7 protein-coding genes are annotated in these 12,927 nt (G+C 50.7%); 5 read left to right on the forward strand and 2 right to left on the reverse strand.

Going from position 1 to position 12,927, the window contains the following annotated elements; translation table 11 throughout:
- Nucleotides 1–86: 86 nt before the first annotated feature.
- From JRF57_06080 to JRF57_06090, 3 genes are all read left to right on the forward strand, one after another.
- On the forward strand, nucleotides 87–866 hold the full coding sequence (locus JRF57_06080; GenBank protein ID MBW2303267.1) for an enoyl-CoA hydratase: 780 nt from the start codon (nucleotides 87–89) through the stop codon (nucleotides 864–866).
- Between the two features lie 94 nt (nucleotides 867–960).
- Nucleotides 961–2,577: an acyl-CoA dehydrogenase family protein gene (locus JRF57_06085; protein MBW2303268.1), complete on the forward strand. Its 1,617-nt coding sequence runs from the start codon at nucleotides 961–963 to the stop codon at nucleotides 2,575–2,577.
- Between the two features lie 155 nt (nucleotides 2,578–2,732).
- A complete protein-coding gene (locus JRF57_06090) occupies nucleotides 2,733–5,450 on the forward strand; it encodes a DEAD/DEAH box helicase (protein MBW2303269.1) in 2,718 nt (905 codons plus the stop codon).
- A gap of 133 nt (nucleotides 5,451–5,583) precedes the next feature.
- On the opposite strand, the gene JRF57_06095 is transcribed toward JRF57_06090, so the two are convergent.
- Nucleotides 5,584–5,883, reverse strand: coding sequence for a helix-hairpin-helix domain-containing protein (locus tag JRF57_06095; protein MBW2303270.1), 300 nt, complete (start codon nucleotides 5,881–5,883; stop codon nucleotides 5,584–5,586).
- A 919-nt stretch (nucleotides 5,884–6,802) separates the two neighbouring features.
- Nucleotides 6,803–8,302 (reverse strand): hypothetical protein, encoded by a 1,500-nt coding sequence (locus JRF57_06100; GenBank protein ID MBW2303271.1) that lies wholly within the window; start codon nucleotides 8,300–8,302, stop codon nucleotides 6,803–6,805.
- Nucleotides 8,303–10,333: 2,031 nt separating this feature from the next.
- Between JRF57_06100 and JRF57_06105 the strand changes: the two genes are divergently transcribed.
- Entirely contained in the window at nucleotides 10,334–12,094 is a 1,761-nt protein-coding gene (locus JRF57_06105) for an ABC transporter substrate-binding protein (GenBank protein MBW2303272.1), read from the forward strand.
- Nucleotides 12,095–12,313: 219 nt separating this feature from the next.
- Nucleotides 12,314–12,927, forward strand: a 614-nt coding sequence (locus tag JRF57_06110) for an ABC transporter permease (protein ID MBW2303273.1), incomplete at its 3' end; no start/stop codon positions are given.

Here is a 12,927-nt window from a genome sequence, read left to right on the forward strand (position 1 = left end):
TTTTGCATGCATCGATCAATTGTGATAGCATCCTATACATCATTTTCATGTGGGCGTTTTCTCTGAAAATTCTTTTATGCGACCCTATGAGCTATAAGACAATCACCTATGAAGAGAGGGATAAGGTCGGAATCCTTTGTCTGAACCGGCCCCGGAAGCGAAACGCCCTTTCCAGGGGTCTATTGGAGGAATTCACATCCTGTATTAAAGATGCGGGTAGGCGCGGATCGGTGAGGGTGATCATCATCCGGGGGGAAGGTGAACATTTTTGCGCCGGTCATGATCTCGTGGAGATCCTTGAAGAGGATCAAGTCGGAATCCGGGGGCTTTTCGAGGCCTGCATTCGATTGATGAATCTTCTTCAACAGATCCCTCAGCCCGTCATCGCCCAGGTCAGGGGGGTGGCTACGGCCGCGGGTTGCCAGTTGGTGGCTGCAAGCGACCTTGCTGTTGCTGAAGAAGGGGCGCTGTTTGCAACCCCCGGAGTGAAGATCGGGCTTTTTTGTTCTACACCCATGGTGCCCTTGAGCCGGGCTGTTGGGCGGAAGAGGGCCCTGGAGATGCTTTTTACCGGCAGGTTTGTGAGCGCCCGCGAGGCCCTGGATTTCGGATTAATCAACCGGTTGGTTCCCCTTGAGAAGCTTGAAGAGGAAACCTGGAAACTGGCCCGTGACATTGCCCGATACAGTCTGGCCACCCTTGGTTTGGGGAAGCGTGGCTTCTACCGCCAGTGGGACATGGCGGAGGGCCAGGCCTATGAGTTCGCGAAGGAGTTGATCGCGGCCAATGCCTTGATGGAGGATGCAAAGGAGGGAATCAGCGCTTTTCTCGAGAAGCGGAAGCCCAGGTGGAAGGATGGGGAATAGAAAAGGGCCCCTTCACCAATGGGAATACTTATTCGGGGGAGCCTGCAATCGAAGGCCCCCCTGTTTATATCGATCAGAGAAGGAGAGGTAAAAAATGCCCGAACAATCAAGGATGGATCCCGAAATGCTTTCAATGGTTCTTGACACCTTGTCCAAACTGGAAAGGGAAAAACTCACGTTGGAGGCCAAGCTTGAGATGGACCGGAGCGGTGAATTCCCGGAAGAACTGGTCCGGTTCATGCTGGGACCCGACATGGCCCTGCACCTGATATTTATCCCGGAGGAGTACGGCGGACTGGGTGCCGGTGCCATGGACATCGCGGTCATTTCCGAAAAAATGGCCAGGATGGATATGGCGTTGGCCACGTCTTTTCTGGCTATCTGCCTGGGCATGGATCCCCTGAGGGTGGGAGCCACACCGGAGCAGAAGGAAAAATACATCAGAAAGATCGCCGAGGAAGGCCTTATTGTGGGATACGGAGTCACGGAACCTGAGGCCGGAAGCAATGTGCAGGCGTTGAAAACCAAAGCGGAGCGTGTGTTGGACGAGAACGGCGCCGTCAAGGGATACCGGCTGAACGGGCAAAAACAATTCATCACCAACGGCGGCGTGGCGCAACTTTTCACGATCCTGGCGGACGCCCCTGACGGGCCTTCCTTTTTCGTGGTCGAGGGGGGCACGGAGGGGCTGATCCCCGGAAAACACGAAGATAAACACGGTATCAGAGCCTCCAACACCTGTTCCTTGACGCTGGAGGACCTTTACGTCCCGGTGGAAAATCTGGTTGGAGGCGTAGAAGGGCAGGGTCTAAAGCAATCCAACCAGGTGTTCGGCTATACCCGGTTGATGGTGGCCACCTTTGGGCTTGGCGGCGGGGTTGCGGCCTTGGACAAGGTCATTGCTTATGCCAAGGAGAGGGTCCAGTTCGGGACGACCCTGGCGGAAAAACAGGGTTACACCCACAAGCTTGTGGTGCCGAACGCCGTGCGCCTGGAAGCAGCCAGGGCTTACATCGAGGAAGTCGCCTTCCGGCTGGACAGCGGGGAGGAGGATCTCCAGGTGGAGGGATCCATTGCCAAATATTTTGCCACCGAGGCGGGCGATCGGGCGGCCAACGACGCCATCCAGGCACTGGGAGGCTACGGCTACATCCGCGAGTACGAAGTAGAGAAGATCAAGAGGGATATCAAGATCACCACTATCTTCGAAGGGACGAGTGAGATCCAGCAGAACATCATCAGCATGTTCCGCATGCGGGAGACAGTTCGATCAAAGGGCGGCTATTATTCCGGCATGGCCGATGCCCTTGAGGACCTTCCCGAGGCCTGTGGTTCACGTCTGCTGGCGCAGGGCATCCGAGTTTTGAATGAGGCCATCAAGCTCGGGAGAAAGAACAAGCTGACAAGATCCCAGCACGTCCTATTTCTTTTGGCGGATATGATGACCTGGGTTGAGGTGGGTCAGGCCCTTTGCAAGAAGGCGGCTTCCTGTGGGGATAATGAACGGCGTCGGGATTTCATGATGGCCGTTTCCCGACTGTTTGCGACCGAGGCGGTGGAGAAGATCTACTTTAATGGGCTTAGGATCGCCCGGGGATGCGGCACCCTTCTGGAACCACTGGTTCAGAAACTGGAAGAGCTGGATCTTACGGGAGGAATCGCCGAATACCTGGAAGACATGAACCTGGTATCCAGGGAGTTGTTTGCGTAAGAGTGAGAGAGAACCGAGGGACGAGGAATCTGGATTTTCAGAATGCACGATTCGGGATGGTGCCGCGAAAGAGGATGTTTCGTATTGACTCCGGATCCATCGGCCATCCAGCGAGGCCTTGAAGGAGACTAATGGCCCAACGGCCAAGAGAAGGGATGTCGGAGAGAAAGAAGACTTTCTACCGCCGTTCGGGGCAACCCCCGCGAAGGAGGCGACCGTCGGGGCGGCGGAGAGGCTTTTGTGAAAATCCGAGAATCGATCCCCAATTGAAAAAGGCCTTTGACCGTATCGGGGTTCCGGAGGCCGAACCCTTCAAGCCTGATCCGTTCCAGGTGGAGGCCTTGGAGAAGATCAGGGATTATGACGTCCTGGTAAGTGCCCCGACCGGTTCCGGCAAGACCTGGATCGCCTCCCAGGCTATCTCTTCCTACCTGGCAGGGGGGAAGAAAAGCTGGTACGCCTCGCCCCTCAAGGCCCTGTCCAATTCCATCTACCGGCAGTTTCAGCAGGAATTCGGAAAGGAGCGGTGCGGCATTCTAACGGGTGACCGGAAGGAGAACCCGGAAGCCCCCATCATCGTCGGCACCACCGAGATCCTCAGAAACCAACTCTATGACGCCATGCAGGAGGGGACGAGCCTCCAGGCGGACCTGGTCATCCTTGATGAGGCCCATTACCTGAGTGATCCGGATAGGGGCGTGGTATGGGAGGAAGTTCTCATCTACCTTCCTGCCAGGGTCCGGCTCCTCCTCCTCTCAGCCACCCTCTCCAATGCGGAGGAGATCGCCGAGTGGCTTGAGGAGAACCGGGGTGTCAGGACCTGGGTGGTCCAATCCCATGAGCGACCCGTTCCCCTGGAAATGCTTTTTCTTTTCCCAGACGGGCTCCTGTCTCCTCTCGGAGGAAAGAGAGGGCTGGTGCCACGGGTCAAGAAATTCGTTTCCTCCGGGGCAGACCGTGGAAAGAGACGGCGCAGCCCAAGACTGAACTATGGGGAAATCCTTCGCTGCTTGAGGATTTTCGATCTGCTTCCGGCTATCTTTTTCCTCAAGTCCAGGGTGGACTGTGATCAGGCTCTTGCCACGTGTTCTCCCTCTGGCATATCCCTTGAAAAAAGGGAAAAGGTTCGAAGGGAAGTCAAGTCCTTTCTCCGAAAATATCCCCACCTTGAAGGCCACCGCCAGATAGGCCCACTCCTCGATTCGTTGGTGGGGGCCCACCATGCGGGCCAGCTTCCTTACTGGAAGGTCTTGATCGAAACCCTTATGAACAAGGGATACCTGGAGGCCATTTTTTCCACCTCCACAGTGGCGGCCGGAGTCAATTTTCCCGCAAGGACCGTTGTTCTCGTTCAGAGCGACCGTTTCAACGGGCGGGAGTTTTCCGACCTTACAGCCACGGATCTCCATCAGATGACGGGGCGGGCCGGTCGGAGGGGGAAGGACCAAATCGGATTTGCCTTGGTGATACCCGGGATACACCAGGATCCACAGCTCATTCAGGATCTGCGGGATTCTCCACCTGAACCCCTTAAAAGCCAAATCCACATAAATTTTTCCATGACACTGAATCTGCTTCTCTCCCACAGGCCGGAAGAGGTCAGAACACTTCTGGATCGAAGTTTCGCCCATTTCCAGGAAAAAAGGTCGGGGGGGCAGGTTTCCCGGAAATGGAAAGAGTTACTGGAAGACCTGAGGCGACTCCTTCCCCGGGCGGCCTGCGGCGGTGATCCATATGAGATCCGGGAATTCATCCAAAAGCGGGAGAGATGGCAGCGTGAGATCAGGAGGCTTGGCTCAAAAAGCCGGAAACGTGCACACCAAGAGGCCGTGAGGAAAGCCCTTGTCCCTGGCCGGCTTTTCATCCACAGAAACGGCCAAATCTTTGCAGCCCTTCGAATTTCCAGGATGAAGGAAAGAGACGTTTGCTTCGCAGTAAATGTCCGGGAGAGGTCCGTGGGCTCTTCCAGCAAGGCAAAACCGAAGATCAGAAGGATCGCCCTCGGAAAGGTAAAGGCCCTTTTGGATCATACGCTCGATCTATCCGGGACGGATTCCGCAGAAATGGCCCTTGAACTCGCCAGGGACCTGGATTTGATCGGACTTCAAGTACTCCCCACGAAATACACGGAGGAGGAAGGAAAAGACGACGCCCTCGGCCGGTTGATGGAGAAGGTTCGATCTCTCCCATGTCAGGATTGCACCCATACAAAGATCTGTCATTCCGGGAAGAACAAGGAACTGAAGAAACTGCTCAATAAATGGTATTCTCTCGGAGATGCAGTTGATGGGATAAGCGAAGGTCTATGGGCCAGCTTTAAGAGACATCTCCGCTTTTTAAAAGAGACAGGGTTTGTGGACAACGAAGATAGACTCACGCCCGACGGGATCTGGGCCTCCAAGCTGAGGCTGGATCAACCTCTTCTCATCGCCGAAGCCATCCGGAAAGGTGCCTTTGAAGGAGTTCCTCCAGAGATTCTGGCTGGATGTCTCGCACCTTTCGTATGGGACCGAGATCAGGAGATCGAACTAAAGGCAGAGGGCCCCTTCGAGTACAAAGCACTCCGAAAACATTTCTCAAATGTTTTAAAAGGCATTGAAGAAATTCGCAGGTTGAAGGCCGCCCGGGGTTTCGATTCTCCCCAGATTCTTTTCTGGCCCGCCGTCGCCGTCTACCTGTGGTCCAAGGGGGTTCCCTGGGAACCCCTCATCTCGTTCCTCCCTGTAGATGAAGGGGACATGGCCTCACTCATCATCCGAACCGCCGACCATCTCAGACAAGTGGCCAATCTAGAGGAAACTCATCCGGAACTGGCCCGAACGGCGAAGACCGCTATCGATCTTATCATTAGAGAGCCTGTATTTATTGAATGACGGCGCGAATCCGGAATTGTTCGTCGCCCACCTCGGGGGACAGAAGAAATCCCGGTCTTCAGATGAAAACTCGAGTTGGTTCCCTAATGTCATGGATTCCGCGTGAATGGGTAACGGGGGGCTTGGGCTAAAGTTATTTTATGGTAATCCGATCCTTGTTCTGTTCAAATATCTTCTGCCCTATCCCCGGGACCTTTACAATGTCTTCAGGAGAGGAGAAGGGCCCGTTTTCGGTCCGGAACTGTACAATCCTTTCAGCGTACTTCTCTCCGACACCTTTAAGAGCCGTGAGTTGTTCAACCGTGGCTGTGTTGATATTGATCTTTTCTCCTTCATCCGCTGAAACACATGGAACGATAGATATCATGAAGAAGACAACCGAAACGATAACCGCAAATCTTTTCAGCACTTTCAATGTTCTCCTCCTTTTCATCAAGCCCCCCTTCAAGTACCCAAGAAAGTGAGATATTTGCAAAACGCAGCAAGCATAATAAACTCTGACGAAATTTAAGCAGATCTATAAAAGGAAACCATTGCTGTCTAGAATAGAATTGTTTTGTTATTCATTGATAATAAAATCAGATGGATAGCCATACATAACGGTTTTTTCAAATTCAGGTTCTTTTGCAGGCCGGCAGAAAGCAGAGGCTGTGGATGTTTTCCTCGCTAACGTTCCCACCAGAAAGCCGGCGGGCAGGCGCTCCGCCGTCCATGGCTCCGCCCACTGCCTATTTCGGCCCTTCATCTGTCCTGATTCAGGGCCGAAATACGCCCGCTCCGGAGAAAATCCGAAGCCTCTGCTTGGAACGGCCCTATTTTGGACAATAGTGAAAGGAACCCGTAATTCAATAATTCCCGTTATTGCGGGATAGAAAAGTAAAAACCTAAATATTGCTCCATTGGATATGAAGCAGAGCTCATATCAAATCGCATGCCATAATGAAAAGCTTCGAATCGACAGCTTGATTCGATATTACTTGCGATGGGTATAAGTTGCTGTATTTGCAGAGTATTTGCAGAAATCAATTGCTTGTTTTTAGGGCTTTAAAAAAATGAAAACAGTATGTTTTTTAACCATCAAGAGAAAAGAACACAAGGAGCGAGTATCAGGATATGCACAGAAAATTGTGCATGATGTTTGAGGTTTCCTGCACAGACCGGTATGTTTTCTTCACCCGCTGCCGTTGTGGAAATTCAGGCCTCAGCTCTCCTCGAGTTGTGAGGGAATCCGTATTGACGATGGAAGGATTGACATGAGATGTCCGGGGGCCCCGGAGAAGAAGCCTGAGCATAAAAAACCCGGCCATCCGAGGGGAATGGCCGGGTGTGACTTTCGAAGAATTTTTTCTGATTTATTGTCCGGGAAGGAGTTTGGTCAGACCCTTGCGCATTGAAACGCTCTCAATGGGCTGGAGGTTGTTTCCATCCATGAGTACAGTCTCTCCTTCCGATAAGGCGTTCTCATTATCCTTTCTTTCGCTGGCGTGCCCCACGAAGATCGAGAGGGTATCAATGGCCGATTTCATTGCCTCGGCCTGGCCGTTGAGGTCGGCTGAAGCGGAAGCGGATTCCTCCGCGCTCGTGGAATTGTTTTCAGTAACCTTACCGATCTCAGCCATCGCCCCGTTCACCTGCTTGATACCTTGGGCCTGCTCGTGGCTGGCTGATGCGATTTCTTCCAAAAGACGGGTGACTTCCTGGACACTCAAGTTGACCTTTCTATACCTGTTGTCGGTTTCGTTTACGAGTTGAGAACCGTCTTTGATTTTCCGTATGATATGTTCCAGCAATTTCTGGGTATTTTTGGAGGCTTCCGCCGACCGGAGTGCCAGGTTGCGTACCTCGTCCGCTACAACCGCAAACCCGGCGCCCGCCTCTCCGGCCCTCGCCGCCTCAACTGCGGCATTGAGCGCCAGGAGGTTTGTTTGAAAGGCGATCTCGTCAATGGTTTTGATGATCTTGGCTACGTTATCGCTGGCCGTCGATATATCTTCCATGGACTTGATCAATTCCTTCATAGATGTATTGGCATCAGAAAGATAACCCAATCCCTCCGTCGAAAGGCGATTCGCCTTCTTGGAGTTTTCCGCATTTTGACTGGTCATGGAAGAAAGCTCTTCCAGAGAGGAAGAAGTTTCCTCTATAGAAGCCGCTTGGCGGGCCGCACCCTCGGCGAGCTTACCGCTGGAAGCGGATACCTGAGAGGCGGCCAGGGTAACCTTGGAGGCTGTTTCCGTAAGGAGTGAAATAGTTTTCAAGAGGGGTTTTGCAAGGGAGCCGGAAAAAAGATGAACGAATGGCAGGATGAAAAGGATGCATCCGAGATAGACGATACCGAGAAGCTTCATTATTTGTCTGTTGTTTTCCCTCAAGTAAGATTTGGACCGAAGCACAGTGACGGTGCCGGCCCTGCCTTTCTCACCGTAAAGCGGCAGGATCACCTGGAAAAAGTCCCCATCCTTTCCCAGGTTAATTTCGCTGAAACTGGCATCCTGTTCGGTGAGGGCCGGGCCGGAGGCCTTTTCGGGGAGGTTTTCGGCTTGAAGCTTCAGGTATGCTTTCCGGGTGCCGGCGATCAAATCTTTCTTGGAAAATAGGTTGACATCCATACCAGTCAGCTTCGCCATTCTGGAAGCGAACGGCCCGCCGAGCCTCATGTAAGCCGCTGCGAATCCCGCCTGTTTTTTCTCAAGGTTCCCTGTTTTCTCGTTGAAATAGTTGCCCAATATCGGGGAATAGGCGACCAGACAGATTTGCTGGTCGATTTCTTGAAAGGTGACTATTTCTTTGGTCGGAATGACTCCACTGAATTTAAACCCCACAGAGACACCCTGAGGGAGGCTCTCCTTCATCTCAAGAGACTCCAAGGACAATTTTTCCCCCCTTTTCAGGGTTGTAAAATGAAAAGAGGCCTTTGGAGAATGGGAAGCATAGGAGACAAGGATTCCGTCTTTCCCTGTTTCATTGTAAAGGGCGATGAGGTCGCCTTCCACGTCGTAAACGGCCACTCGCCATAGGTTGGAGGTAAGGCCGATCTGGAAGAGGGTATTGCAGATTTCCTTGTTGGTATTTTCGGTAATGGTGCTGACATCATTTCCTTTCTTGAACTCAAGGAGAAATTTAACCTTCCCCCCAATCTTGTTCACCGTTGCGGCCTGTCTTGTATTTATTAAAAGTTTTTGCTGTTTGGTTTTCAGGTCGTCCCGAACGATATTGAGGGCATTGGCAAGCTGTTCCTGGGTGGACTTGAGGTTTTGGCGGGTGATGATGGTCGTGACCACGATCCCTGATATAATCATAACGAGGATCACGGTGACCAGCGACCCGAGGGTCAGCTTGCTCTTCAATCCCAATCGTCTCATCTTCCTGTCCTCCTTGCGGTCTGAATGGTCGCCATTGCCCGGACACCGAGGTTTGTTTCCGTAAATGGCCGCAGGATACCTATTGGTTTTTCATTCACATGCCATTGCGGGGGAATGTTCGATTCACACCGGATCCATCTCATTCGTTTCAGGTCCTGTGACCCCTGAAAAGGGGAGCGTTAGAAACGATGCCGGGAGCCTTTCTCACTTGCGTTCAAATACCTTTGACATGGAGAATAGCAAGAACCGTGCCTGCTAAAAGGGGTCCCTCCTTCCCCTTCTCCTCTCTTGTTTATGGATTGTGTCAGATAATCCTGAAGAGCTGAGATGGTTTCGTGCTGACAAATTTTTGACGGGATTACGCTGGCTTTTCGACAAAACAGGGGAAGTGTGAGGGGCAGGGCGATCGAGATTGTTGCGGGTCCCATACATGGAGCCCCACGGGCAGGCCCGTGGTCTTCTGCTAAGGCGGATAAAGCGATGCTCAACTAGTGCCCATCCATAAATGGCCCTTTTGCCCAATCTTTGCGTCAGGCTCAGATTTTAATCCTCGAAATACTTCGATGTATTCCTGTGGTTAAAATCTTCGCCTTCCTTGACCTTGAACAAAATTGCCTATTTATGGATGGGCACCAACTAGAAAACGGTCGATTCCTACAATCTCTGCGCCCGCCTGTGGTCGCCCTGTAGGACGCTATGCACGAGTTGAATGAATATGGGGTTGTCCGTCTATTTTTTGTGGAAAACCTCAGTTTATCCAGAAAGATTTTTCTTGACATAAGTTTTATTGATCGATTATGAAATAAAACGAAAAAATTATTACAATCCCGGATAAAAAACTCTCACATGCCTGAAGAATAGTATAGGCAGCTTGAAAATTCCCGGACAGGCTGACTTCATCCGAAGTAAAAAAACCGTCCTCGCCTTGAAACCTGATAACGTTGTTCTGGACAAAGGTTGGTGGACCACAACAAATATATTCCAATTACTGACGTCCATTGGTGTTAAGACTTCAAAAACTCGAAGGACTAAGGTGAATCCGGAATCGCATCCATTTTCAAGGGTTCCGGTGAGTAAACCCGGCAAAACCTTGGGTTCTTCGTACCGAATATCATGCCCTGCCTATTAAGGGAAAAACCGAATTTAGCGTTTCAGTCGGAAAATGACGGGCTGTATGGATGCCTGTGGTTATGATGCCCATGCCACCATCTTCTCAGATGCCTTCTCGCCAGGATAGCTGTTGTATCTCCAGGCGGGAGTTTTATGGGGCTGAATATAGATTTCTGGGGGCGTAACTAATTGAAATTCAAATATGTAATACTCAAAAACGAATTTTTGGACGGCATGGATCAATACTGATTCGTGGGTCCATTGTCTGGGGGGGTGGGAGAAAAATATCACCACAACATAACCTGGGAGCAGAAGGTAAGGTTTTGCGTGCCGACGGGAAAAAACACCCGGTAACGTGCTTTTCCCGGGGCGTCGCAATCCAAGAATCCTTTAGCAAAGGAGAAGAATGAGATGAACCGTAGAAAAAATCGTAGGGTACAGTGGCTGATCGCTTTGCTGGCCTCTGCAATGATGGTTTTTGCTTTTACATTCAGTGCAGTCGCTGGTTCCAAAGACACCTTTACATGGGCATCCATCGGCACTGTAGGTACCATTGACCCGGCAAAGGCCTATGATGATGCCAGTATGGAAACTATCTGGAATGTGTATGAAACTTTGATCTGGTATGACGGGGCCAATAGTGAAAAATTCATCCCGGTCCTGGCGACCAAGGTACCGACCGTGGAAAACGGTGGGATTACAGACGGAGGAAAAACCATTATATTCAATATCCGCAAGGGGGTGAAGTTCCACAATGGTGATATCTTGACTCCCGAAGATGTGGAATATTCCCTGGAAAGGGCGATGATCTGTGACCCGGACGGCGGCCCCATGTGGATGCTCCTTGAAGCATTGGTCGGAACGGGGAGTACCCGCGGTTCTGATGGGAAACTGAAACCCGGTATCGTGGATAAAATCAAGAAGGCTGTGGAAGTAGAAGGAGATAATGTGGTCATCCGCATGCCTGCCCCGTATCCACCGATCATGAGTATCTTTGTCAGCTCATTGTGTTCAATCATTGACAAGAAATGGGCGATTAAAAACGGGTGTTGGGACGGGAATTATGCCCATGCGGCAAAATTCAACGGTCCTGAAAGCGGTAAAGAACCCCTGGCCAAAATCGAGAACGGGACGGGTCCATACACCATTAAGGAATGGGTTCCTTCGGATCGCATCGTGTATGAGCGATTTGACGGATACTGGGGAAAGAAACCGCCCATCAAGACAGGTATTCGAAAATATGTCCCGGAATGGAGCACACGGATGCTTATGATGCAGAGTGGGGACCTTTCGGTGTTGCGCGTTCCGGCATCTCACCTGCCTGAAGTCCAGGAAATGAAGAATGTCCGGTTGGTTGAAACTCCCAGCCTGTTTGTGACAACCGCCTTTTTTTGTCAGCACATCGAAACGGCCGGAAATCCGAATATCGGGAGCGGCAAGCTTGACGGAAACGGTATTCCACCGGATTTCTTTTCAGACATCAACGTGAGAAAGGCGTTTCAGCATTGTTTTGATGCCAAACTGTATAAAAAAGAAGTGACCAATGGAAAAGGTGAAATCCTGACAGCTCCCTTGCCCAAAGGACTTCCGTTCCAGAAAGATGTTAAGGGATATGAATTTAATCTGAAAAAAGCGGCGGAATACATGAAAAAGGCCTGGGGCGGAAAGGTGTGGGAGAAGGGTTTCAAAATGACCATCCTTTATAATACTGGAAATGATATGCGTCAGGCGGCCGCCAATATGATCGCTGAAAATGTGATGAAACTGAATCCCAAATTCAAAATCGAAGTGTCCCATGTGGAATGGAAAGATTACTGGGTTAGATATCGGCAACACATTTACCCGATATTCATCATCGGTTGGTTTGCCGATTTTGCCGACCCCCATAACTTCCTCTACACTTTCATGAGTTCGAATGGCGCTTATGGAAAACACATGATGTTTAGGAATGAAGAAATAGACAGATTGTGTGATGCAGGGATTAAGGAATCACGGGTTTCCGAACGGAAGAAAATATATGAGAAGCTGCAGGAACTATGGGTAAAATATGCATTGGGGATAAATGTGATTCAGCCGGTTACGATCCGTGCTTATCCGAACAATGTCAAGACAAAGCCCATCAATTCACTGCTTGCAAGTATCGTCCTGATCAAAGACCATGAAATTAAGTAGTACCTGTCCGAAATGGATCATGGACACCATGTAACAATAGAGAAATAATGAAGCAACACAGCCGGTGGTAATCGGGAATTTGATTTCCCGATTACCACCGGGCAGTTTAAGCGATTTGGATCAAATTTTGGATTTGCAAAAACCTTGGTAATGCGAGTGTAAACCGATTGCCGGTAAGTCTATGGGTGTACGTTGGCCACTTATATTGTCAGACGATTAATGTTGATGGTAGCCGTCGTATTCGGCGCAACGCTTCTGCTTTTCGGCCTGTTGATGACATTCAGCCCGGAGCGAAGGGCGGCCGTCTATATCAACTCTCCACAACAGGCAAAGGACCTTCCCAAAATAGTAAAGCTGTATGGGCTGGATGATCCCTTTTATAAACAATACGTTCGATGGTTGAAAAAAGTTGCAGTCGGAGACTTCGGATATTCAACCACGGCGGCCGATATGTTCTGGCCGGCCTTCTGGCGATACCTTCCGATATCTCTGGAGTTGAATATATATGTAATTCCCATTGTCATTATGCTTGGCATATGGCTGGGCACAGTATCCGGCATACATAACGACACGTGGATTGATCATGCTACCCGGTTCGGTGCGATTACGTTCTGGTCATTACCTACCTTTTTATTCGCCCTGATCCTGCTGATGCTGTTCTATGGATATTTTCATTGGTTTCCTCCGGGCGTGCTCAGCGATGAATTGCGGAATTTTATTATAGATAATCCGGGCAAATTTATCCGTTACACCAAAATGTATACAATTGACGGGATACTGAACGGACGCCTGGATATTACACTCGATGCCCTGAACCACTTGATCCTCCCCGT

It is taken from the genome of Deltaproteobacteria bacterium (genome assembly GCA_019310525.1).
Classification (GTDB): domain Bacteria; phylum Desulfobacterota; class DSM-4660; order Desulfatiglandales; family HGW-15; genus JAFDEE01.